The organism is Niabella insulisoli, from assembly GCF_039652435.2.
Lineage (GTDB): Bacteria > Bacteroidota > Bacteroidia > Chitinophagales > Chitinophagaceae > Niabella > Niabella insulamsoli.
Genome location: NZ_CP190246.1, coordinates 1,305,926 through 1,330,625, shown reverse-complemented (window position 1 = coordinate 1,330,625; position 24,700 = coordinate 1,305,926). Strand labels below are relative to the sequence as shown.

Here is a 24,700-nt window from a genome sequence, read left to right as displayed (position 1 = left end):
CTTATTTAATAAGGCCCACTTCGCTTAGTGCCGCAAACTTATCGCCATCGTAAATCGCAGCCCTATCGGGAATCGTAATTTTAAAGTATCGCGCAGAAATTGAAGAAGGCAACTGCAATGTTTGTAAACCCTGGATATTTTGCAGCGTAAACGGACTTCCCGACGCTGCCGTCCAAACGTTTCCGTCAGGGCTTGTTTCAATAATCACAGTTTTGACAGCCCGGCTCGTACCCGACCCTGATTGGCGCTGCGCAATCTGAAATGCGCTGAACGTTTGGCTTGTTTGCATATCAACGGAAATAAAATGCGGAGGCTCTGGGCTGCTCGACGCCCAGTTCGAATGCCAGAAAGTTGTGAGATCTCCGTCTTTTAGCGTACTGAACCGTCCGTTTACAGCTCCCTCGCCCGAAGTTTCTTCAGAGCTTCCGGTTATTACCCAATTGGCTCGCGATATTGGTTCTACATATGCAGCGTCGCCCCCGGTCATCGTAATGGGATTATATTCCCAAATTTTTTGAGCCATTACCGGATAAAGTGCTCCCATTCTGGCAGAATAATTAGCACTTACAGCAATACCCCATTGCCTGAAAAAAGGTGTCCAGTCACGACGTGTAAAATCGCAAATGGCTTCAAAGAAGAAATCCCTTTTTTGTTGATCGCTTGTGGAAATACGAACGGCTCTTCTGGCTTTTTTATACAAATAAGGCATAAAATCCCATCCCCATGGTTGGCCATTATAGCCCCAATTGGCAGGTATTTTATTAAATATTTGCAGAAAGGGTGTAAGGCGTGCAAAGGGATCGTTGATGGCCGCATCAGAACCATCGAAATTTCTCGACCCGATCGCCGATTTCGCCCAATTAACGGCCGGTGTAATTTTGCCCGCCAAATCATCGACGGGAAAAGTATGCTTTGCCGGGTAAACACCGAGGCGCTTTGCATTTTTAAAAATAAAAAGATTATTGGTTGTTTCTCCAAGTGAGCCCCAACTCCAATATTGCCCCTGCTGATTGTTGTGACCGATCTCGTGAAAGGTTCCCCAGCTTGCCGCATTAGCCAGGTATTCGTGATCGGTAAATTCATCAAACCAACCGTATCCGTATTGCGCACGGAAGGGGTAGCCTGAAACACCACCAGCCCCGGGCGGTAAGGTAATGTCCTGCACAACGCGCCAGGGAAGCAGCGGGGCCTGATCTACCGGATCATCGCCGGGGCCTAACACCTCTTTTAATCCTTCCCATTCATAATAGTCGTACTTAATCGCATCGTTCCATTGTTTCATTAAGCCATTTAAATCTGTAACATTCCTATCTATAAAAAACTGGCGTGGTAAAGTAAAAATGATGTTTTCGCTGCGAAGTTCTAACCAGGGTGTACAAGAGTTTCTAATAGCTGCCTGGAAATCTGCCTCGCTGGTTTGGCCGTAAATGAAGTCAGGCATTTTAACCACATTACTGAAAATAAGGGGAACCGGATTGTCCATAGGAGTTTGAGGAATGATATATATGGGACCGCCATATAAATTCCGAAGATAATTGCGACCTGGCGACAAGCTGGTTCTTGAAAAAATTACCGGATCCCGCTGCGCATTTTGAACGGAAGACGCATCGTAAGTCCACGCCCCCACCTGTACCAATAAAGAATTCATTCCGGTGGGGACATCAATAATTAATAATTCGCCGGGGGCAGCATATAAGCCTGTACTGGTAATAGGCCCCACTGGATTTCCGACACCATTTAATATAATTGGGGGCTGAGAAATGCGGAGCTGCTCCTTGTCAGCAGGAAAATACTTGAAGTTCATGTTTACAGTCACATTGTTCAACCTCGGTTCGCTACTGCAAACCAATCCGGGAAATATTCGGGCTTTCGCGTATTTACTTGCGTCGATATTTTTGACACTCGTGTCGACGGTTACATTAGACGAGCCCTCGCCGTCGCCGGGAAAGCCGTCCTGAATGCCAAAGTCCCTGTCTCTGTTGCACGCCGACAGCACTATCATAAAAGTGCTGCAAACAGCCACTGCGTATAACAAACTTTTATTCATTCTAAATTATTTATTTTTTAAGTCGGAGGAAACCTTTATTTAATCGATTTCCTGTTTTTTGATTTTTACCTTCCCTTTATCGCACATTTATATATTGAGGTAACCAGGTTTTACCATCCAAACCCCAAGACGGGGGCGTCAACACACCTAACCACTGATACACCTGCATTGCAACATCCACCGAATTAGGAACAGACCGATATACCGCAGGGACGATGGGTGGGCAAACCTTTGTACTTATATCATTAAATATTGCCGGATCGAATGTTTGTACGAGCAGGTCGTTACCATTTCCACTTTCATCCGCAATGATCTTATCAGGTCCGATATTATTGGACGGCCAAAAACCCAGAAGATTATCTTTATACTCATCATCGGCTACATCTGTCCTGCAATAGTTGGCCTGAATGTAATCGTCAGGCAGCGCTGTATTATAGATCCTGACATCAGTGACCAAATAGTTGGTCAACCCCGTATTATTGTCGTTATCGTTATTTCCAAAAGTCAGCGGACTTGGAGAGTCTAAATTACCCCGGCCAGCAATATTGATGTTACCAGCTGAACGCTGACCATCTGTAAACACATAAACGGTGCGGGTGTTGGCATCGACCTGAGTGATTTGTGCTGTTAAAGTATGCCAGTCATTGTCTGAGATGGTCGTTCCGCCCAGTTGTATATTTCCAAACCCTGATTGCCCAAAATTGATCTGCCATCTTCCACCTTCAAGGAAAAATACCCATCCTACAACCCCGCCGGAAAAAGTTGCTCTTTTTGAAAGGATCGCTGGATAATTTACGTTCACCTGTGGTAGCCTTACCTTACACTGAATAGTGTAGCTACCCGTCGCGCCAATATTCCCTACCTCATTATTGCCAATCATACGGGCTCTTTTGTTTTGAGAACGCGTTCCGCTATAATAGGTGCTGGTTCCCAAATAAGGAATCACGGTTGGCTTGGCAGTATTTTGAATTCGAAAGTTGGGTATCGGTGTAAAATTGTAAGCCAAGAACATTGTGTTGTGACGCCCGTCTTTAAACGCAGACCAAATCTCGCCAGGCCCTGGAACAAAGGGCGTATTGTTGCCTTTATTAGAAACTACCATTATCAGCCAGTTTTCCTTGGCATAAGATGGGCGGGCTGCAATAGAAGCCATCATCTCTTTTATGTGGTTATCAACCTCCAGAACGGCATTCCGGTAGGCTGTGTTGGAAGCCAGATAGCCTGAAGCCGTCCCTACAGTCTCCACGTTATGAAATTGTACCAGTACAAGATCTGACGCGCTGTTTGACGATAACTCAGCCATTGCAGCGTTTTTAACGGCAACATCATTATTTTCAAATGATTGCTTTACAGCAGCATCAGCCGCGAGGTTGTCGCTTAAAACCTTACTGGCAGTAAAAGCTGCGGTTTTAAGATCCGGGCGGCTTTGCTTCAACCTGGTAAATACACTGGGGTATTGGGAAAAATTATTTGATGCAAAACTATTACCAGTCACCTTATGTTTACTACTTTCTGTTCCGGTTAAAATATTGGCCCATGTTAAATAGTTACCGCTGGTATTATTATCAAAATCACTCAGCGCATCCCAGGAAAAAATTGCGTTATCAGCCATATTTACCAGCGTCGGCGCCTGTATTTTTCTTACCTCATCGCCTACTGCCCCGTCGATCATAATAAACAGTACCTTATTCTTTACAGCTGTTGTGTCGGCGCCTCCATCTCCACCTAAATCGTTTTGCACTGATTTATTGCAGGCAGCCAGTACCAATAGCCCTGCTAAAACTGACGCCACAAAACCTCCAAAAAATCTCTTATTCATATTCTTTTATTAAAAAGTTTATACAGTATTCGAGCTATCAATTTTGAAATCTAACCTTTACAATATTGCCTACATCTTTACTATCGTAACGATTGAAAGAACCTACCAGGATCACGTAATTAATAGATGGGTCGGTGTCGCTGGGAAATTCTACAAAATCCTGCACGACGCCATCAAAATAGCCGATATTATTGTAGCCAACGGCCAGGCTCCCATCCGGATTGAGCACCATAAACCCGGGACGAACGATACCGTTGTATTTATTAAACGTGCCCGAAACCATAATTTTTCCATCGTTCAGTTGGCCAGCAAAGTTGGGTATCCCGCCTTCAACGGGTTTAAAATCAAACGAATTATCAACATTACCATTTTCATCAAGCATAACAATGCCGTTTGCCGGCTGGCCATTAAAGGTGGTGAACTCGCCGGTGAGCAGCAGTTTTTTAGTTGTGCTGTTATAAGTGATTTTTGTAATACTACCATTGGCGCCAGTGGCGGCAAACGCTGCATCTCTTCTTCCGGTACTTAAATCGATACGGACTATACGGCCTGCAGATTGGTTTTCAAACACCGTGAAATTTCCTACCATTAACAACTTATTACCGGGCATTTCTACCCCATCATAAATGTAGCCGTTGGCGGTTGTATATCCCTGTACCGGCCGCAGTGAAGTATTCAGATTAAAAGAAGAATCGATATTACCATCGATATCAACCCGGGCTACCTGGCCAATTCTTATTTTATCAACATAAGGACTCTCAGATGTAGATCTTTCGTAAAGAATGCTGTTATAATCGAAAAAGTTTCCGATAGCTACAACACCATTACTTGTGTTGAATAATTTATTAACAGCTCCGGAGAAGCCCCCATTGAATGCCGGACCTATCGCCGTGGGCAGCGAGCCATCGCCCGCAATATCAAATGCGGTGGTATCCAATGACCCGTTTGCATTGAAACGGCTGATATTACTGATATTTCCTCGGGTATTTACACTGCTGAAAACGCCTCCAGCAATTACCTTATTATCACTTGTTACCACTGCTGATAAAATTGTACCATTAAGGCCGGTGGTACCAATATTAAACGCCGGCCGTAGCCCGGAACCACTACCCGTGGTAAGCAAAGCCCCATTATTATCAATAAAGGCCAGCCCTGTGATGGCGGCTAACGCAGTGGCTTTATTTTCATAGTTTCTGAATGCTCCATAAATAAGGTAGCCACCTAAAGGCCTTGTCTCTATGCCATAAATCGAATTATCAGAAACACTGGTTGTTGCATTGAAAGTCGGATCAATATTCAGTTTTCCCCGAATATCGATTACCGGACCGAAGTAGAACTGACCATCAATCTCTATCGCGCAACTGCCCGTACTTGCTGTGATCGGAATTCTAATCCGAACTTCTTCGTTTGATACCGCGACGATATCGGCCGGTGTCTGATTGATATAAAAACGAAAACTCCCTTCGTGATCCTTAAGGCCATTTACCTTTATGGTAACCACAGAACCCTCCGCGGCTACAGATGGTGAGGGCGGTACGTCCTCAAAAGAAATTAACCCTTCCGGAGACACGGCATAAAGCGGATCTTCGCTTACTCCATTTTTCTTACAGGACAGAATCCCACCGGAACAAACGGCCAACAGTAACAAGTAAGCCGCTATTTTATTATTAAGTTGTATCATGCTATTTAAAAATGAATTGACCAATAATCATTAATTATCAATACCTGCTGATATTGCAGTTTCAAGAAATTTAAATGGATCAAAAGCAAAAAAATGAAAAGGGTACATTAAAACATGAACATAGCCATTAGTTGGTTTAATATCTACCGAAGCTACTGAAGCAGACGTCCATGTTTGATAATCACGAGCTGAAGAAGCTGACGGGATATAAGATATTGTAAGTCTTCGATAGCCCGCATAAGGCACGCCTCCGCCGGAGGTATAAATAGCTCCTATATTCATGATCAAATCGTCATAAGAATTGTAGATCTGGCCCGGATAGGCAGCCATATTTTCAGGGTCAAGCTGCGGATAATCAGTTAATGATCTGGCACCCTTAAAAACATATCGCGATAACGCCTGCCGCCACACTGCTGGCTTCACCTGCTGGTATTTGGTAATAGGAGGTCGGCCCAACTGATTTAAAATAAGATTGCACACCTCATAGGTACGCCGTAAACTAGAATCAGCTGGCGCAAAAAACGTAATTTCCTCGGTTTGAAAAATGCTGGTCATTCCTGCATAATCGATAATTTTCACGAGTGTATCAAAATACTGCGGCTTCGACTTCAGATAATCGAGTATGGTACCATCGAATTCAGCCTTAGTAGTGCCGGTGTCAATAAAATAATCTTTCTTACAGGCTCCCAACAATAGAAGGACTGCAAAAAGCGGAAGCACTAATAATTTTAATCTGTTATTCATAACAATATTTATCCGTGTTATAGTTTATTGTTCCCAATAGTTATTTAGCGTCATTTCAGGATTGTTGATCAACGCATCTCTGTGGATTGGCCAGGTCCAGGCACCCGCCCTGAAGTTTTCGACAGTTGTATGATAACAATACCTGTAGGTAAGGTCAATAATTCTTCTGCTTCTCACACAATCAAACCAATAGTGGCCTTCGCCGATAAACTCGCGCGCACGTTCCAGGAATATCTGCTCCTTCAACTCTTCTCCTGTCTGTGTCAGAGGTGAAGCCTTTGCTCGATCGCGAATAATATTGGCGGCCTGTTTTGCAGAAGCATCATTTCCCAAAGCTGCGTAGGCTTCTGCCTGCATAAGGAAGATATCCGGATAACGGTAAATACATTGGGTAGCATCGTTCCGGTCATTAAAATCGATTGAATTCGGATCAGAAGTCACGAGAAATTTTTTCATTTGGAAGGTTCGGTTAGCGCTGTAAGCCGTAGCCGGATTGAACCACAATTGCAAACGCTGATCAGCTTCCCCTTCCGGATACAAAGCGCGCATAAAATCGGCAGTATAACTCATGTACGGGATACTTGCTGTGTTTGGATTTAGCGGATCGTATTTTACCTGATCGAAGAAATCGCTCCAACCAAACCTTTCGCCATAGTTTCGGTTTTGGGGTATGCCAAACAGATTTTCTTTACTTCTTCCTTTGAAAATTTCAATATATCGTTCGATAGGCAGCAATTCGTACGCCCCGTTGTTCTCGGTAATAGCTTCGTTGGCCAATGCTATCACCTCATTATAGTATTGCTGGCTATTAGGCAAGTCGAACCCTGCAAGCCACAAATTCATCTCCATCATTAAAGCAATACCCGCGCCGCGCATACCTCGTATACCCACGTAGAAGGGATCATCATAAGTCCATGCCATGCCCTTGTAATAAGCTTTCATATCGGCGATGCAGTTTTTCAACACGTCTACCATGGGCATTCTCTTCAAAGGTTTTGCGAAATAAGGCTCGGTATAATAAGCCACGTCACCAAATTGCCGAACCATAAAAAAATAAGCAAGGTTTCTGATGAAGACGGCCTCTCCAATATAGTTGGCTTTCAACTCGCTTGTCATATCCGGATCCGGTACACCGCCGATTCTGTCTACTGCAATATTCGCTGCCGCGATTACGCGATAGTATCGATCCCACTGCGTAAACCGAACATGATTAAAAATGTTGCGCCAGTTGTTACCAGCATAGTTAAAATCGACAAAACGGCGGATGTTGTTGTTAGCAAGATCTGCGATATAACCCCGGCCCCAACCCAGTTCCGTATTCTCTTTTACCATTCCTCCTCTTAGCTCGCCAGCAAAAGGCAAATAGGGATATTCAGCATTACCAGCAGGAGCCTGCATGTTGGTACGCGTCGTAGCCTGTCGAAACAGCTCATAATTTCCGTTGGTGAAATTTTCGACATCCTTCAGCGTCTGCCAAAAGTTATTACCCGACAAATCACTTGGCGGATCCACGTTAAGAAATTTCTTGCAACTGCTGAGCGAAGCGATAAAAAATGTTGCAATGAGGAAATATTTTAACCTTTTCATGATATTCATCATTTTAGAATTGAACATTTATTGACATAGAATACGTCCGCGCATTGGGATAACCATTAGAGTTATCACGTCCTAACGCGGTCACCAGTTCAGGATCGGGACCTGAATATTTGGAAAACGTGTAAACATTGGCCGCGGTAAAGGCCAGGCGGGCCGATGTCATTCCAAAACGCTTGATGAAATTTCTATCCAGATTATAAGAAAGCGTAACCTGACCCAACTTCCAGTAAGACCCATCTTCCAGGAACAGCGACTGATTATTCCTAAAAGGCTTTAATACTTCAGCCCTTCTAAAGTCGAATGGATTGGGATACGTGGCCCCTACCGTTCCGCTATTGCTACCAACTGCGTCGGGTTTCCAATAATTGTACTGCTCAATTGGAGGTAAAGAAGAGCCACCGTAGATATTCGTGGAGAAGTTTGCCAGATCATTCGCTGCAGCAGCATTCAAAACATCGCGGATGAGCGTATAGTTCACCTGCGTTATTAAGGTAAATCCATTCCACTGAACGTTGGAGATAATACCTCCTGTAGCTCTTGGGAAAGGATTTCCCAATGGTAATAAGTCTTGGTCGTCAATTACATAATCACCGTTAACATCAACCCATTTTGGATCTCCGCCCTGAAAATAAAAACTCTGATTACCTAATTGTTGGCGTAAACCTGTCGCCGGATTAACGGGTACATCCGCCGTACTTGCATAAACTCCCTGGTTATAATATAACAATGGGGACAAATCTCTTCCGATACGGTACACCACCGGCACGTCAACGCCCCCGTCCGGCACTTGGAATATAAACTCCCTGATGCCATTGGGCAATCGTGTTACAACTCTTCGATTAAGCGCTCCGTTGGCGCTAACAGTCCACTGAACCGGCTTTTCATTCCGGAATATACGCACCGTTAGAGACAACTCGTGGCCATAGTTTGCGGTGCTTATTTCGTTAGTAACCTGATTCTGAAATCCACTGGTATTCGGTAAAGGAATTTCCCGCGGTTCGTTATCGTTAGAATTATAATAAGTATCGTAGTTAATTTCTAAACGGTTTTGTGCAAATAAACCCAGCTCTATACCAAAGTTGGTTTTGGTGATGGTTTGCGGCAAAAACCCGGTGTTCGGCACCGTTCCTAAATCGAGGAATACAGTTGGGTTATTATTGTATTGCTGCCCAACTACATATTTACCATATACGTCAAAAATGTCTCCGGTGGGTGAAATTGTTTTACCCCAGCTACCTCTTAAGGCTCCGAATTTAATCCAGTCAACATTGTCTATTACAAATTTTTCCCGGCCAAAGTTCCACCGGCCGCTGATTGCCGGGTTTTCGGTATAACCCGCATTGGCACCATTATTAGAAGTGGCATCCCGGCGATAGTTGAAATCGATGATATACCTGGTATCCCAGTTAAATGTAGCATAGCCGCCATAACCGTGCAAGCGTTTGTCATACAAGTTAGCCAGCGTTCCGCCTAACGACAGCTCGGGGTTATATCCAATCGGGCCTTCAATATCATCATTTGGAAAACCCAATAATTCGTTGCGGTTGGCTCGCGATCCTTCCGCGCTTATTTCTGTAAAAGCACCGGCCGCAAATTGAAAGAACTCTCCAAACATCTGCACATAGTCAAGGCCGGTTCTGTTATTCAATACGTAGCGCCTGGTATATTGTGTAGTTCCTTTAGCATTGTTGTTATTGATGTATGAGGGCAGAAACACATCTTCCGTACCGGAGTTAAAATTATAGCTAAAATTGTTTCTGGCGGTAACCCCTGGTACAAACTGCCATTGCAGGTCTAAAGAACCCAGAATGTTTGCAGACTTATTATTACTTCTTACCGATCCGAAATTAAAAACTGATCCCGTACCAGAATATATAGAAGCAGGCAACAAAGAGGATGAACGTATAGCGCTATTCAATTCATCCTGCGTGAGGTTGGCGCCACTGCCCGCTTTCCGCTGACCCAAAGCTCCCTGTAAGTTGATTTGAGCCCTGAACTTTTCAGTGGGTTGATATAATGCATTCATGCTAAGCGTGTAGCGTTTAAATCCTGTATTCTGAATAATACCATCCTCCGAGTAATAGCTAAGATTGGTTTTATAATTAAAGGTGCGATCCCCACCATACACCTGAACTGTATGTGTCTGGTTAAGTGTAGTGCGATAAAACAGGTCCTGCCAATTGGTCGAATTGTTATAATATGGATTTAAGCTGTCGGACAATGCAACATTAGTATTAATTAAAGCCATTGCCGAAGCCAGCGATGAGTCGTACTCCAAAATTGCATTGATGCGTCTCATGCGCTCTTCTACCCCGCCCACTACGGAGCGCAACCTCGGTGGTGTTTTTGTAAAGAACTGGCCGCTATATTGCACAATAGGTGTTTTAGATAAACCACGTTTGGTGGTGATTATGATCACCCCGTAAGCGGCACGCGATCCGTATTGCGCAGTTGCCGAAGCATCTCTCAAAATATCAATATCTTGGATATCTTCCGGCGGAATCAATGAAATGGGACTAATACCTGGTCCGCTGCTTTGGAAGCCGTATTCGTAACCGGAATTTACATCGATGGGCACACCGTCCACCACGAATAAAGGTGAGGTAGGTGTGAGGAATCCATCAGCACTGACACTGATGCTTGACGATCCACGCAAATTAATTGTACCCATTCCCCCCGGCGACCCATTATTGTTCTGTACATCCAGACCCGCTACTTTACCCTGTAGTAGCTCAACCACGTTTGATACAGGTACATCCTGAATGGCTTTGCCGCTTACCTTGGCGCTGGAGCCAGTTGCCACATCACGGTTTTTGTTTCGGTAACCCTCCACCCTTACTTCCTGCATCGAACTGCTTGAAGATTGCTCTAATAAAATTTCGAGCGTACTATCAGTGGCAACAACTGTATGCGTCACAGGGAAATAGCCGGTGTGGCTAAAAGACAGCTCGGTGCCCACCGACACATTTACAGTGAAATTGCCATTGTCGTCGGTTATAGCGACGGGTTTTGGGGGTGCGCCTGCAGAAACGGTAACGCCGAATTTTCCTGTATTGATTTCCTTATCAAGCACCCGCCCTTTAATTGTAATATTTTGTGCGCTGACATCATTACACAGACTGCAAACGAGTATCGATAAAAATGTCAGATAGAATAATCTCATTGCTCTCAATTTTGACTTAAATAGATTCATAGCCTGTTTTTATAGATCGTCAGTAGTTTTAGGTACATCTGTTTTAAATGCGAATATGATTTCCCAATCCCCTGGCTCGAAAATGGCGAAATTCAGCCCGAACTCCGAAGCAATGCGAGCGCCTCCAAAACCAATCCTTGAGTATTTAAATCTAACCGCTGCTGTCGCCCCGTTGGTTGTTGTATACCTTGTGGGTGTGTTGGCCAACGGCACAGGAAACGCTACGTCATATTTCACATAACTGTCTGTTTTTTGCATGTTGAACCCGTGTACAAGATGCTCCCAATCCGTTTCGTCAAACAGTGCCGGGTTCAATGCGTTAAATAAAGTATCCAGAAACCGAAAAGTGATCGAATTGCCTAGAGAAGGTTCCGACTTTCTAATATAGACGTCTACGTCTCCGGATCCCAAAAACCGTCTGTCATCTTTGGCGCCGACAACATTTGATATCACAGAAATTCCAAAATTTTCTCTGACCGGCTGGCCCGTGTAGATATTGAGATTTGAAGGAATAGTTGGGCTTTCGCGCAGGGGCTTTACTTTCAAATTTCTAAAGAACCGGCGGCCCCCGGAATTTGTCAATTCGACATCGAACAAATAACCGGAATCTGGCTGCGACCGTATAAAACTTGATTTTCCTGCCGACCAAAATGTAAGGTTACCGGTATGTGGGCTCATTTCGAGGATCGAATGATATTCCGTAACCCTTTTAGCCTCAATTTCAGCGAGGGAGGTTTCGGTACCGTCGTAAGCTTTCTTCCAAACTTTTACAGGAAACGCCTCGGTGAGTTCAGGAGCAGGTTCTCCTGTAACGCGGCGCACATTCATTATTTTAAAGTCAGCAGGATAGGTTGTACTGCCCTTAAAAAAATTATTAGTGAAATAAGTAGTCCGGCCCAGATAGGGTTCGTAGAGATCGATTGTGAACTGCGAGTCGCCTCCAACCGTGTTCCGCTCCTGAGGTAAATATTTTTTACATGCAAGTGCAGAAGCTAATAATAAAACTAGTGCATAGCCGACTTTCCTGCTGAATAAACGGTTCATATATTTAATATAATTGTTCATGAATAGTTCTGTTGTCTCACTCCTCCGTTTCCGCATGACGGTTCAACGCGTTAATAAAATCATTTCCGAAACCAAAGTTGTGCCCTACATCAAGCACGTGAACAATCGCATTGTCCGTTTTAATATCTACAGTATTGGTGTAGACCCGGATCCAGTTATAAGTAAATACAGATTTTCTCGTATCGCTGAAGAAGATGGCTTTAGGGCCGCCTCCCAAAAAGCCGGATGCGTTGGTTACTTCAAATTGCGTATGCATCGTATAGCCGTATTTCATACAGGGAAACTGCAAACCATCTGCCCGCGCTGCAAGATCATCTGTTGTTATCCGGCCTCCAATAATATATTTACAAAAAAAGCTGTCTAAGATATATTGCTCCATCGTGCTAAAAGAAACAGGAGGCAGCGCAGGCACAGAGTCCCTGCGCGCATTATTAATATTTTGCAACGCAATAGCATAGGAGCGATTGCTCGTAGCGAAGATGGTATAGTTCCCGTTGCGTATAGAATCCGCAATGCCCGGCAGCCGGTTAATTACCAAAAGCATTGAGTCGTAAACGCCGGGTTTCGATTGCAGATAGGATAAAGCATCGCCATCATAAGATGCTGAACTATTATCAAAATCTACAAAAGGGCTTTCCTCTTTATTACATGCCTGAAGAATCAATGCAACAATTAATATTGCGATAACATGCCGCACATGCGTCCTTTTTAAAAAATTATTTCTCATACTATTATATTATTATAATCGCTAAGATTACTTTTACTATTTCCAATAACTATTCTGTTGAAGATTGGGATTTCTATTGATCACATCCTGAGCAATTGGCCAGTAAATACCACCTCTGTCGATCAAATCATTAAAGGCATCGTTCGTTCTTTTTAGTTTGTTATATCGCACAAGATCATACCATCTCCAGCCTTCTCCTAAGAGTTCACGTCTTCTTTCAGCAAAAATTTCTTTAAGCAAATCAAGATCGGGCGTATAGTTAAGCCCGGAAATACCGCGGTTAGAACGCATGGCGTTCAATTTTTGAATCGCCTCTTCTCCGCGGCCCAGCACGGTTAACGCTTCAGCGTTCAATAATGTAATTTCTTCAAGCCTTGTAAAAACAATCGAAGAATTATACTTAGCAAAAGTTCCGTCGCCACCGCCGCCGTCCACCTGCCTGATTTTTTTAAAAACTGGAATTGCCGAAGAAAAATTCTCAAAGTAAGCCTCAGTGGGAAGCCCGTTTAATGGATTGAATCCAAAACGCTGATCATTTCCGTTGCTACGAGGGAACAGAACGGCAATGCTATCTTTATTTACATAAATATCCGGCAGTTGCTTAGACATGGGAAACACTGTCGTGTTAGCCAGCGTTAACTGCTCAATGTGGCCCGATGTGGTAGACTCCCCTCTTTCATAAATAAAATTGAATCCGATGAATTGATTCCAGCTCACCTGCGAAGTACTGAAAAGAAAAAGATCGCCCACCAACTGAGCCGTCGAAACGGTGGTTAGACGTGCTTTGGGCGCATTATCCAAAATAAACTGTGTATATACCGCCACATTTATATAATCGCCTTCTAACGCGGCAATGTGAGCTAGGATTGCATAAGCTGATAATCTTCCTAATAAAGTATTTTTCCAGTCTGCAGCTGCTTTGCCATAATAATTAGGGGGGTATACAAGGTCCGGATCAACGGTTGAGTATTGATAGGGAAGCCTTACCGCAACCTCCATCAGTTCATTTTTTGCAAATCCCAGTACCGCGCTCTTACTTGTACGTGGAAAGTTCTCAAAATTGCCTTCGCCGGTTGAGGTAATCAGTGGCACATCTCCCCATGTTCTTACCAACATATAATAAGCAAAAGCGCGCAACGCCCTCACTTGAGCGATGTCCAGTTTATAATATGATTCGGTATATCGGGCATCGACCAGGCAGCCATCAGCACGCTCCAGAAACACATTGCAAGCATTGATAACGGCATAGTACCGGCGCCAGTTAGTCACTTCTGCGATAAGTGGAAAAGAGGCATTGAGGTTACCATCGATCACTGCTTTCAGATCGGGCCTGCTCACAGACTGAAAGTCGCCATTCCGAAGTTCTCCTAAGATCCAATAGGCGTTGTTGTCTGAAAGGGCCGCCCGAAACAAGCCATAGGCGCCTAGCAAACCTGCACGGGCATCCTCAAATGTAGTCCAATGCTGATCTTCAGAAGCCTGACGCGTAGCCGCAACGTCTAATTGCTTATTGCACGAACTCATGCAAGCTATCCCTAAAAACGCAATGGCAATCAGCGATTTTTTTAAAGTAAGATTTTTCATTCGTGTGGTCTTTTTTTGCCGCCGCAAACGGCCATGATTATTTTCGAATGCGAAACTGTGTTTTAACTTATCGTTCTAAAATTTGGAGCCGAACCGGCTTAGAAACTCATTTTTATACCCAGGATTAAAGACTGAGGATTAATAAGGCCATAGCCGCTGTAAATACCATTATAATTAGCCAACTCAGGATCATCGCCTTTAAAAGGAGAAAAGGTCAACAAATTAGTTCCAGTGAGATAAACCAAACATTTTTTGAAAGCTGTTCTGGTGCCGTTTCCGCTGATATCATACCCGATCGATAAGGAGCGAAGTTTCAGATAAGAAGCATTATCCAGAAAAAGGTCCTGATCCAGGCGATAAGGCACTACTGCGCTCCAGGGGTTATAAACCGGATAGTCTGAAAGCTCCTGCTTACGCTCCCAGAAAGTTATTTCCTTAACGGAGTTGATATTATTATTCACTTCAGTATTGATAAAATCCAACCTGGAGGCGGCGTATTGATTCAATACATTTCTTTTAAAAGCATAGTAAAATTGAAAATCGAGAGAGAAGTCTTTATATGTCAAACTGCTTCCAAAGCCACCACTTATTCTTGGCATATAATTGCCTTCTAGCACTTTGTCGTCGTCGTTGATGGTATAATCTCCATTGACATCAACCCAGCGAGGGTCGCCCGCCTTTAACGGCACTCCCTTGTAGCTAACCGGTGCATTGGTTGAAGGATTTGTGGGCACTTCGGCATCAGTGTTATAAATTCCGTTGTTTTTCAAAATCCAAAATGCATCAATAGGTTTTCCCACCTCAAGCCTGGTATTACCAATGGCAACCTCTGATAAACCATCAGGCAAAGCAGCCAGTTCGTTTTTGTTGTAATTAAAATTCGCTGTAAATAGCCAGCCCAGGCGTTTTTCTGCCTGTGGTAATATCTGGGCGGCTAAAGACAGGTCAACGCCAGTGTTATCTACTTCGAGACCATTTTTATAGGCCCCTGTATAACCCCATTCAGCTGCTACAGGCACGGGCAACAGCATATCCTTGTCTGCCTTGCGATACCCATCGATGCCCAATAGAATACGATCATCGATAAAGCCGATTCTTAACCCAACATTTAATTGATTTGTATATGCCCAGGGAATACCGTAGCCCACCCATCCAGAAGTGTAGGGCCGCGACAGCCCGCCAATCCCGGAGTAAGACCCTAAAGTAGGCTCATCGGTAAAACCAACATCCACTCTATAAGCAGGTCCGGCGTTGAAGCGATCATCGCTTAATAGCTTACCTATCCGCCCATATGAAGCAGTTGCCAGCAGGGAACTAAAAGATCCTCCCTCGGCGATCATCTTTTGAAAATCATATTCAATCCTGCCCGAATAATTTGTAAACCACCTGTTGTCTGCCTGCATATTTGACGAACCTTCACGACTTACTACCGCACTAAGCTTTAACGCATCTTTATAACTATACACTGCATTTCCAAAGAAGGACACCAATTTTGATTGCATTTTACCTGGAAAATAATTGACTAAAAAACCTCTCGGCGTCAGGTAGTCTGCCTTATTTGGATCTCCTTCAACGACATTAATCTTGACAAAATCGTTTGGCGTATTATTCGCGTAAGCATAGTCGTATTTGTACATATCAGACACGAAATTTTGACCACCCCTTAAGTTTAAATGGCCCTCACTCCCCACACCCCACTCATAGCTTAAACTATTGGTAAGTACAAGCCTTTGATTATATCCGAAATAGTTCGAAACAAAGTTGTTGCCTTCCAATAACGTTCGCGGCCAAAACACGTCTCGAATGCCCTCGTTGTAGTCGAATCCGATGCGACCGGTGTAAGTAAGCCTTCCAATCGGGCTGGCACTAATAGCTAAGTAGCCATTGATCAGATTATTGATATTGTCATCAATAGCGCCGGTAGCATAGTCTTTATCAAACTCATAGAGATAGGTGCCGTACAAATTTTTGTTTGGTGTAAGCGGATTGGTCAAATCAGGAATGTAACGCTGTTCAGCCAGGCGGTCGCGCACGTTTCTGTTACGCTCTCTTTCCTGCCGGGTGTAACTTATCATGCTCGAAACCATCATCCATTTAACGGGTGCCACATTAATATAGAAAGAGCCGTTGTAGCGTGTAAAAGATGTCGCATCAGCGCTGTTTGCATTCTTAGTCAACCCCGAAAAAAACCGAAAGTTTGCCCGATCCGAGCCACCACTGATACTCGCGTCTACGTTATAAGTCGGAGCATATTGATAGTAAAGATCAGTCCAGTCGGAGGGTCCGTAATAATCAACGTTAGTTGAGTCCCGCAAATAAGGCGGATAATTCAGCCGATCGTTGATCGTACCGTATCTATTATAAAAAGGTTGTCTGAAATTGTCCTCATAAGCCGCGTTGGTAGCATAAACATTCGGCCTTGCTGCGTACCCGAAATAAGAATTAATACTAATCTCTCTAAACCCTGATCTCGCATTTTTTGTCGTTATCCAAATTGCTCCGTTGGCAGCCATGGACCCCAGCGAAGCGAGCGTGGTAGGGTCTTTAATCACCTCTATCGATTCAATATTGTCCTGGTTGTAGGCTGCAAGCAGGTTGGTGGCCGGCCCAATTCGATTGAAATCATATTTTTGAATTTCATACGCAAACGGATTATCCTGCGTTAAGGGAATGCCGTTTAAAAAAATAACCGGCTGCTGATCAAACAATTCACGCTTACTTAATAGCGGAGCCGTTAAACCGCGTACAAAAATGTTTTGCTCGGTTCCCGGTTCGCCGGTAGGTTCCTGAACGTAAACACCCGCCGCATTACCTTTTAGCATTTGCTGAACCGATATATAAGGTTGCCTATCCACATATTGAAAAGGAACCTCGTCGATTGTTGAGCCTTTAAACTTTTGTGCCGCTTTCAGAATTGATACCCCATTTGTTGGCTCCGCCAATAAGGTATCTTCAGCAGCTACCTCAGATGTATCAACCTGTTGCGCAGCAGCCGAAAAACCGATTCCGGCAAACAAAATCTGAAAAATGAAAATCCGGAACGAACGGAAGTCGTTTACTAGTCTCATCAAGTAAAAATTTTAGTTTATCCCCTTCTGGAATTGTTAATTTTGCTACTGGATTATTTGGCACCAGTATAAGTCATCTTTAAACTTTGTCAATTTTCTTTTCCTTCTCTATGGCTCTGGTCTGCACTTCTTTCAAACGTTGTAAATCCGCGTTATAAGCAATATCCATCCGCGACTACAGTGTAAATATAAAGTGAATTAAATGGCATTTGAATGCGCAACCGTATGCGCAAATTTTACAATTCGATAACACAAATGTTAAAATCGGCTCTTTCAAAAAAGCATTAAACGTTAAAATTTTGCTTTAAAATTCGCAGTTCTTTCGGGTAGTAATTATTGATGCGATTGGGCAAAACATTGATCCAACCGAGGGGCATTTTTTTGTAGCAAGCCAGCTGCCACCCTTTGTCTGAAACAGTGATGGATAAAGGATTTTTTTGAAGATAGGTTATTGATTGCTGTAGGGTTAATTCAACTTTTTTTACGTGGTTAGAAAAAGCATTGCTCATCGCTAACGCATGATCGGGAATGAATTTTTTATGTGCCATTTCACCTAACAAAATGCCGGAGTAAATGACCCGCAAATGCTGTAGTACAACATCGAAGTCAGGAAGTAAGCAGGAAGGCCATGCATACAATTTATCGTTAGCCTGAATAAGCTCAACATCTTCCACAGCTACAAAATCTGCAATAGCGGAGGCGAATACTTTGGTGACCAGCTTTGCCGTTCCTCGCTTTGATTTTTTAGCGGGCGCTTCCTGCACTTTTCTAAAAGCGGAAAGAAAAAAACCTTCCCCCTCAACCAAATACGGCCAAAACCGGTAACCGAAATTGCCAGCCGAAGTTGAGGTTTCGGTGATGCCCCATCGATCGTCTGTAGCCAGGCGGATATTCGACAAGGCAAAGGCATCGGCTAACCAATCCATCATCGCTTCATCCTCCGCTTTTGAAAAAGAACAAGTAGCATAAATCAGTATACCATCCCTTTTTAAAGCCGGCAATACATCAGCTAGAATCCTTTGCTGGCGCTGACTACACAGCGCTACATTATCATCGCTCCATTCATTGATAGCCGCTTCGTCCTTTCGAAACAAGCCACTACCACTGCACGGTGCATCCACGACGATCACATCAAAATATCCTGGCAGTGCTTTAAAATCACGGGGATCGTTATTCGTGACAACAACATTGTTTCCACCCCATTTGATCATATTTTCTTTCAGGATATTAGCGCGCGGCCTGATCACGTCGTTGCTCACCAGCAGGCTCTTATCCGAAATCAAGGATTGCAAATGCGTAGACTTGCCACCTGGCGCAGCGCAGAGATCAAGCACTTTCAAAGGAGCTGACAAATCTAACGATTGCCGCAAAGCCTGTTCAAGAAACATGCTACTCGCTTCCTGAACGTAGTAACAACCGGCATGAAACAAGGGGTCGAAAGTAAAAGAAGGCCGTTGCGAAAGATAATGGCCATGCTGTGTCCAGGCTACCGGGTGCGACCATTTTTCCTGAAAATGGTCAGCCATTTGCTCATCAACTATTTTGGCCGGATTGGTTCGAATAGAAGTAACGGGCTTCGATGATTGGTGCGCCGCAATAAACGCTTCCTGATCGAAACCTGTGACGCCCTGTAAGGATCGTAATAACTCATGAGGTAACTGCACGAGGCAAAAGTAGGCAACAAAGCCCAGATGCAGCAGTAGTTTCCGCGGAAAGCCTGTGCTTTACAATGATTTTATTTCGGCGCTTAGCTCCTGCAATATTTTTTTTGCATCACCAAAAAGCATGGAGGTTTTCTGATAAAAAAACAACTCGTTTTCAATGCCGGCATATCCCGGCTTCATGCTACGTTTATTGACGATAACAGACTTAGCGGCTTCGACATCTAAAACCGGCATCCCGTAGATTGGAGAAGCCGGATCAGTTTTGGCGGCAGGGTTTACTACATCATTGGCGCCTAATATCAACACCACATCTGTTGTCGGAAACATTTCATTGGCCTGTTCCATTTCCAATAGTTTATCATACGCCACATCAGACTCGGCAAGCAACACGTTCATATGGCCGGGCATGCGGCCTGCTACCGGGTGAATAGCATAGACCACTTCTACGCCTTTCGCCTCCAGCAGTTTCTCCAATTCGTGACAAGCATGCTGTGCCTGCGCTACGGCCAACCCATAACCCGGCACAATCATCACGCGATTGGCATAGCTCATGACTACTGCGGCATCGCTGAGTGTAATCTCTTTGTATTGCCCCTGCTCGCCGCCGCCCGAAGCGCCGGCTTTTCCGGCGCCAAATGAACCGATCAACACATTTGCGAGCGAACGGTTCATAGCGCGGCACATCAAAATGGTGAGCAGCGTGCCCGCGGCGCCTACAAGGATACCCCCGGTAAGCATGACTTTGTTGTCGTATAAAAATCCGGCACAAGCCGCAGCTACACCGGTGAAAGAGTTCAACAGCGAAATTACTACAGGCATATCGGCGCCGCCGATCGGAAAAACAAACAGCAAACCGTATAGCAACGCCAGCAGAAAAATAATGTAAAAAAGAAAAGCATGATCTAAGCGGGAAAACGCAAGATAAACCGATAGCGCGATCATCAACGCCAAAAAAATCAGGTTAACGATTTGTTGCCCCTTGAAGGAAAAATCCTTAAACTTTCCGTTTAATTTTCCCCAGGCAATCATGCTTCCCGAAAAAGATACCGAACCAATAATCAGCCCCAGTAATATGATGACATAAGTACCTACCGGCAAAAAGTAACCCAGTCCGATTTCAGTGGCCATAACAGCGGCGGATTGCAGGTGGTCGAATTCAACGATACTTATCAAAGCCGCACACAGGCCTCCCATACCGTTAAACATGCTTACCATCTCTGGCATTGCAGTCATCTTTACTCGTCTGGCGGCAAGCGTTCCCCCGAGCGCACCAATAGCAATGCCGGCAAAAATCCAGGTATAATTTCCCAGGTATTGGCCCTGCTCGTTCTGATATAAAAAAATGGTTGCGATAATCGCAAGCGCCATTCCTGAAGCAGCTAACAGGTTGCCCGCTCTCGCTTTCGCAGGATTGGACAGCATTTTCAGTCCGACAATAAAAGTCACAGATGCGACCAGGTAACAAAGAGTGAGTATATTCATTGCCATAAGCGCGTTTTTATCAACGTCCGGATTTTCCTTTTTTAGATTTGAACATTTCAAGCATTCGATCTGTTACCACAAATCCACCCACCACATTCAGTGTGCCGACAATAACGGCGATAAAGCCTAATATTAACGCGAGGTAGTTGTCAGGATCCGCCTGGCCCATCACGATGATCGCCCCGATAATCACCACACCATGAATCGCATTGGCGCCGCTCATGAGAGGCGTGTGCAGCACGCTGGGAACGCGGCCGATTACTTCGATACCGACGAATATCATTAAGATGACAATGTAAATAACTTGCTGATGCGCCGAAACCCAATCTAACATAAGCTGATAAGATGCGCTTCAAGAAAATCACCAACGGCCTTTTTACAGGTAATAAGAAAATGAATACCGACTTGCGGCTGAGCTAAAAGCAATTTTCTTTAAAGCTGATTAAATAACTATTTTATCCGTTCGTTTACGATCTGTCCGTCGTGTGTGATGCAGGCGCCCTTTACCAGCTCATCCTCCCAGTCCAGCGCTACTTCGCCTGCTTTGACGATTAGCTGCAGAAAATTAAAAAGATTTTTACCATACAGCTTACTGGCGTCTGAAGGAAGCGTAGCCGGCAGATTGGAATTGCCTATAATAGTAACGCCATGATGCAACACTTGTTGGCCATCTTTTGTTAGCGGCGTATTGCCGCCAGTTGCCGCCGCAAGATCCACTATCACCGACCCTTTCCGCATAGATACCACCATCGCTTCTGTCACCAACAAGGGGGCTTTCTTGCCGGGGATTTGTGCTGTTGTAATAACTATATCAGATTTGGCAATGGTGTCCGCAATTTTTTGTTGTTGCTTTTGTTTGTAGGCTTTCGTCTGGTCTACCGCATAACCACCGCCGGAAGAAGCGTCAGCGGCGCCTTCGACTTCTACAAACTTGGCGCCTAGGCTTTGCACTTCTTCTTTCACGGCCGGCCGGGTATCAAACACTTCGACCACAGCGCCGAGTCGCTTGGCCGTAGCAATGGCCTGCAGGCCCGCCACACCTGCGCCCAATATTAAAACTTTGGCCGGCGCGATGCTGCCCGCCGCGGTCATAAACATCGGAAAGTAGCGTGAATAAGCGTTTGCAGCGGTTATGACCGCTTTATAGCCCGCAATATTGGCCTGGGAACTCAGCACATCCATCGACTGCGCCCTGGTAGTACGCGGCAGCATATCTAAAGAGAATGTAGTAAGACCGTGCTCACTGTAGTGAAGCATCAGCTCCCTGTTAAACAAAGGCTGATAAATACCTATCAATATTTTCGATCGTAACTTTTGAAGTTCGGTGGCTGGTAATGGATGAATGGCTAAAAGTATCGCTGCGTTTTCGATGACGGCCTGGCGGCTGGCGACACGGGCGCCAACTTTTTCATAATCGGTGTTGCTGCAAAAGGCTTTTCCTCCGGCGTCTTCTTCCACCCATACGGCAATATCCTGCTTGGTAAGCAAAGCCACAGTTTCTGGAAGTAAGGAAACCCTGGTCTCAAATTCAGGTTCTTTTAAAACACCGATCGTCATAAGGGTTGGCTTTTTTCTGAAGGAATAATGCATCCTAAAGATATTTAAAAGCCTTTAAACCCTGACGCTAAAACTCTGTTTTTCTTTAAACTCTTTTCGAAAGCTGACAATGCCAATATAAAACAAATCGATATCACAGGTCACTGCTTCGTGGCTAATAATATTTTTCCAGGCCTGCTCCATTTCGCTGCTCCAGTGAATATCGTCAAAAATCAATAAGCTATCGTTATGCAGGTGAGGCAACAACTGTTGAAAATACCGTTCCGTCGGCTCCTGGCGGTGGTTTCCATCGATGAAGGCAAAATCTATTTTGGGATGGGCGCTTAAAACCCCCGATAAGGTTTCATCGAAATTACCATCCACCACCTCAATATTCTTTAGCTGCAGCGATTCAAAATTAGCTTTTGCTTTTTCCATGATCGATGTTGCGCCTTCCATTGTAATCACCCGGGCTCGCGTATTGGCCAGCGCCAGATAACTTGTGGTTATACCGAGCGATGTTCCCAACTCAAGAATGGTTTGCGGTTGGTAAAACCTCACCATCCGATATAATAGCTGTGCAAATTTCTTAGGCTTTGCAGCGTTTTTTGCAATCGAAGCGATCGTTCTATTTTCGGATTTAGAAACCGCAGAACCAGCGCCCATATCCGTCACCTTTACTTCGGCCGTATCGTTCAATAATGTTTTGCGCAATGCTTCCACGCGGGCGTAATCATCGTATTTTGTAAAATCATTCATCACTTTTGTGATAAACTCAAACACAAATGGCGAATGCATGCCGTGGCCCTTGCTATTGGCCGCGTGGACATAGTATTTAAAATACTTCGCGGCGGCCTGTAATGGAGAATAAGACAATTTGATTTGTATTTATAGGTTTTGATGTGAAAGGCCGACGGACCAACAGCCGTGGCCCCGGTCGTTTATTTCCGTTCCCAGATTTCATACGTATAATCAAATGCATGCCGGTCGTCGGCTTTGTTTTCTACCGAACTTACCAGTTTCCATTCCTTTTCCTGAATGACAGGGAAAGTGGTATCGCCTTCAATGGCCGTGTTCACTCTCGTAAGATAAATACGATTGGCTTTGGGAAAATACATCTTGTAAATTTCACCGCCGCCTATCACCATGAGTTCTTTTACGTCAGCTTCTTTTACCATAAACTCCACATCCTTCAAACTACTCAACACAATGGCGCCATCTATTTTCAGGCCTTTCTGATTGCTCAACACAATATTCTTTCGCCCTGGAAGGGGCCGTTTAAAGCTTTCGAAGGTTTTTCGCCCCATCACCACCGGCATGCCCCAGGTTACGTTCTTGAAATGTTTCATATCCTCGGGTAAGTTCCACACCAGGCCATTATCTTTACCTATTACATTATTATTGGAGGCCGCTACTACTAATGATATAATCATAAAAATGTAAAATAAAATTTTTGAATTTGAAATGCTACATTACACATTTCTTTCTACACCGCCACCGGCGCTTTTATCGCCGGGTGGCTTTGATAATTTTCAAGTTTGAAATCATCATACGTAAAACTAAAAATATCTTTTACAGCGGGATTGATGGCCATCTTCGGCAATGGAAAAGGTGCACGGCTTAACTGAAGCTGCACCTGGTCGATATGATTATTGTAGATGTGCACATCGCCGAAACTATGAATAAAATCGCCATAAGCTAAATCGCAAACCTGCGCCACCATCATCGTTAACAAAGCATAAGAAGCAATATTAAATGGCACGCCCAAAAAAACATCAGCGCTGCGCTGATATAGCTGGCAGCTCAATTTTCCGTCAGCCACATAAAACTGAAACAAAGTGTGACAGGGCATCAGCGCCATTTGAGGCAGCTCTCCCACATTCCAGGCGCTAATAATCAGCCTGCGGCTATCGGGCGTTTTTTTTATCTGCGCGATAAGATCACTGATCTGATCGATCACACTGCCGTCTTTTGCTTCCCAACTGCGCCATTGTTTGCCGTAAACCGGCCCGAGGTCGCCGTTTTCATCGGCCCACTCATCCCAAATACTTACGCCGTTCTCTTTGAGATAAGCGATATTCGTTTCGCCCTTCAAAAACCAAAGCAGTTCGTGAATAATGCTCCTGAGGTGTACTTTTTTAGTGGTCACCAGCGGAAATCCTTTTTGCAGGTCGAAACGCATTTGGTAACCAAAAGTGCTGATCGTCCCTGTTCCGGTGCGGTCGGTTTTCTGCGTACCGTTGTCCAGGATATGTTGAAGAAGATCTAAATACTGTTGCATAATGCAAGATATATAATAATCGCCGCAATGAAGGCGCGGCGGCGCCGAATGTGCGAAACCTGTCAGTTTCTAAATATGGCCGGAAACTTGCTTTATATGCTTTCTGGTTAACGTTTTATTAAACCGGCAGTTATTATCTTTATGCGCCTGAAAGTGCAGGAAATTAAAATCAGGCCAGGGCCGCTAAAAAGAATGCCCCGAAGCAACAAACAT

Annotated in this window: 17 protein-coding genes; all 17 read right to left on the bottom strand. The window is 44.4% G+C overall.

All coding sequences use genetic code 11. From position 1 onward, the window contains the following. Position 1: 1 nt before the first annotated feature. The 17 genes from ABDK00_RS05640 to ABDK00_RS05560 all read right to left on the bottom strand — a co-directional run bounded on the left by ABDK00_RS05640 (position 2) and on the right by ABDK00_RS05560 (position 24,487). Positions 2-2,047, bottom strand: coding sequence for a M60 family metallopeptidase (locus tag ABDK00_RS05640; protein WP_346238904.1), 2,046 nt, complete (start codon positions 2,045-2,047; stop codon positions 2-4). Positions 2,048-2,123: 76 nt separating this feature from the next. Continuing rightward, positions 2,124-3,866, bottom strand: coding sequence for an alkaline phosphatase family protein (locus ABDK00_RS05635; RefSeq protein WP_346238903.1), 1,743 nt, complete (start codon positions 3,864-3,866; stop codon positions 2,124-2,126). 37 nt (positions 3,867-3,903) lie between these two features. Then, entirely contained in the window at positions 3,904-5,547 is a 1,644-nt protein-coding gene (locus ABDK00_RS05630) for a DUF5008 domain-containing protein (RefSeq protein WP_346238902.1), read from the bottom strand. Between the two features lie 30 nt (positions 5,548-5,577). Further along, positions 5,578-6,291 carry a hypothetical protein gene (locus ABDK00_RS05625; protein WP_346238901.1) on the bottom strand — a complete coding sequence of 238 codons (714 nt, stop codon included), beginning with the start codon at positions 6,289-6,291 and terminating at the stop codon, positions 5,578-5,580. A gap of 24 nt (positions 6,292-6,315) precedes the next feature. After that, positions 6,316-7,878: a RagB/SusD family nutrient uptake outer membrane protein gene (locus ABDK00_RS05620; protein WP_346238900.1), complete on the bottom strand. Its 1,563-nt coding sequence runs from the start codon at positions 7,876-7,878 to the stop codon at positions 6,316-6,318. A gap of 13 nt (positions 7,879-7,891) precedes the next feature. Then, positions 7,892-11,050 (bottom strand): SusC/RagA family TonB-linked outer membrane protein, encoded by a 3,159-nt coding sequence (locus ABDK00_RS05615; RefSeq protein ID WP_346238899.1) that lies wholly within the window; start codon positions 11,048-11,050, stop codon positions 7,892-7,894. A gap of 39 nt (positions 11,051-11,089) precedes the next feature. Next, the gene (locus ABDK00_RS05610) at positions 11,090-12,124 is read right to left on the bottom strand and encodes a DUF5007 domain-containing protein (RefSeq protein ID WP_346238898.1); all 1,035 of its coding nucleotides are present in this window, start codon (positions 12,122-12,124) and stop codon (positions 11,090-11,092) included. Between the two features lie 37 nt (positions 12,125-12,161). Next, on the bottom strand, positions 12,162-12,872 hold the full coding sequence (locus tag ABDK00_RS05605) for a hypothetical protein (RefSeq protein WP_346238897.1): 711 nt from the start codon (positions 12,870-12,872) through the stop codon (positions 12,162-12,164). Between the two features lie 36 nt (positions 12,873-12,908). Then, positions 12,909-14,456 (bottom strand): RagB/SusD family nutrient uptake outer membrane protein, encoded by a 1,548-nt coding sequence (locus tag ABDK00_RS05600; RefSeq protein ID WP_346238896.1) that lies wholly within the window; start codon positions 14,454-14,456, stop codon positions 12,909-12,911. Between the two features lie 98 nt (positions 14,457-14,554). Next, positions 14,555-17,524 carry a SusC/RagA family TonB-linked outer membrane protein gene (locus tag ABDK00_RS05595; protein WP_346238895.1) on the bottom strand — a complete coding sequence of 990 codons (2,970 nt, stop codon included), beginning with the start codon at positions 17,522-17,524 and terminating at the stop codon, positions 14,555-14,557. 284 nt (positions 17,525-17,808) lie between these two features. After that, positions 17,809-19,188, bottom strand: coding sequence for an RsmB/NOP family class I SAM-dependent RNA methyltransferase (locus ABDK00_RS05590; protein WP_346238894.1), 1,380 nt, complete (start codon positions 19,186-19,188; stop codon positions 17,809-17,811). Between the two features lie 60 nt (positions 19,189-19,248). Further along, positions 19,249-20,676, bottom strand: a complete 1,428-nt coding sequence (locus ABDK00_RS05585) for an NAD(P)(+) transhydrogenase (Re/Si-specific) subunit beta (RefSeq protein ID WP_346238893.1) — start codon at positions 20,674-20,676, stop codon at positions 19,249-19,251. A gap of 13 nt (positions 20,677-20,689) precedes the next feature. Further along, positions 20,690-21,004 (bottom strand): NAD(P) transhydrogenase subunit alpha, encoded by a 315-nt coding sequence (locus ABDK00_RS05580; protein WP_346238892.1) that lies wholly within the window; start codon positions 21,002-21,004, stop codon positions 20,690-20,692. A 116-nt stretch (positions 21,005-21,120) separates the two neighbouring features. After that, on the bottom strand, positions 21,121-22,260 hold the full coding sequence (locus tag ABDK00_RS05575) for a Re/Si-specific NAD(P)(+) transhydrogenase subunit alpha (protein ID WP_346238891.1): 1,140 nt from the start codon (positions 22,258-22,260) through the stop codon (positions 21,121-21,123). A 21-nt stretch (positions 22,261-22,281) separates the two neighbouring features. Further along, a complete protein-coding gene (locus tag ABDK00_RS05570; RefSeq protein WP_346238890.1) occupies positions 22,282-23,082 on the bottom strand; it encodes a class I SAM-dependent methyltransferase in 801 nt (266 codons plus the stop codon). Positions 23,083-23,147: 65 nt separating this feature from the next. Next, positions 23,148-23,639: a dihydrofolate reductase gene (locus ABDK00_RS05565; RefSeq protein WP_346238889.1), complete on the bottom strand. Its 492-nt coding sequence runs from the start codon at positions 23,637-23,639 to the stop codon at positions 23,148-23,150. 53 nt (positions 23,640-23,692) lie between these two features. Continuing rightward, positions 23,693-24,487, bottom strand: a complete 795-nt coding sequence (locus tag ABDK00_RS05560) for a thymidylate synthase (protein WP_346238887.1) — start codon at positions 24,485-24,487, stop codon at positions 23,693-23,695. Positions 24,488-24,700 lie beyond the last annotated feature (213 nt).

Excerpts from the sequence above, each read along its gene's own strand:
- ABDK00_RS05610 (WP_346238898.1), bottom strand. The coding sequence starts at position 12,124 with ATGAACCGTTTATTCAGCAGGAAAGTCGGCTATGCACTAGTTTTATTA.
- ABDK00_RS05575 (WP_346238891.1), bottom strand. The coding sequence starts at position 22,260 with ATGCATTATTCCTTCAGAAAAAAGCCAACCCTTATGACGATCGGTGTT.
- ABDK00_RS05595 (WP_346238895.1), bottom strand. The coding sequence starts at position 17,524 with ATGAGACTAGTAAACGACTTCCGTTCGTTCCGGATTTTCATTTTTCAG.
- ABDK00_RS05565 (WP_346238889.1), bottom strand. The coding sequence starts at position 23,639 with ATGATTATATCATTAGTAGTAGCGGCCTCCAATAATAATGTAATAGGT.
- ABDK00_RS05640 (WP_346238904.1), bottom strand. The coding sequence starts at position 2,047 with ATGAATAAAAGTTTGTTATACGCAGTGGCTGTTTGCAGCACTTTTATG.
- ABDK00_RS05635 (WP_346238903.1), bottom strand. The coding sequence starts at position 3,866 with ATGAATAAGAGATTTTTTGGAGGTTTTGTGGCGTCAGTTTTAGCAGGG.
- ABDK00_RS05600 (WP_346238896.1), bottom strand. The coding sequence starts at position 14,456 with ATGAAAAATCTTACTTTAAAAAAATCGCTGATTGCCATTGCGTTTTTA.
- ABDK00_RS05620 (WP_346238900.1), bottom strand. The coding sequence starts at position 7,878 with ATGAAAAGGTTAAAATATTTCCTCATTGCAACATTTTTTATCGCTTCG.
- ABDK00_RS05630 (WP_346238902.1), bottom strand. The coding sequence starts at position 5,547 with ATGATACAACTTAATAATAAAATAGCGGCTTACTTGTTACTGTTGGCC.
- ABDK00_RS05615 (WP_346238899.1), bottom strand. The coding sequence starts at position 11,050 with ATGAGATTATTCTATCTGACATTTTTATCGATACTCGTTTGCAGTCTG.
- ABDK00_RS05585 (WP_346238893.1), bottom strand. The coding sequence starts at position 20,676 with ATGGCAATGAATATACTCACTCTTTGTTACCTGGTCGCATCTGTGACT.
- ABDK00_RS05560 (WP_346238887.1), bottom strand. The coding sequence starts at position 24,487 with ATGCAACAGTATTTAGATCTTCTTCAACATATCCTGGACAACGGTACG.
- ABDK00_RS05580 (WP_346238892.1), bottom strand. The coding sequence starts at position 21,004 with ATGTTAGATTGGGTTTCGGCGCATCAGCAAGTTATTTACATTGTCATC.
- ABDK00_RS05605 (WP_346238897.1), bottom strand. The coding sequence starts at position 12,872 with ATGAGAAATAATTTTTTAAAAAGGACGCATGTGCGGCATGTTATCGCA.
- ABDK00_RS05625 (WP_346238901.1), bottom strand. The coding sequence starts at position 6,291 with ATGAATAACAGATTAAAATTATTAGTGCTTCCGCTTTTTGCAGTCCTT.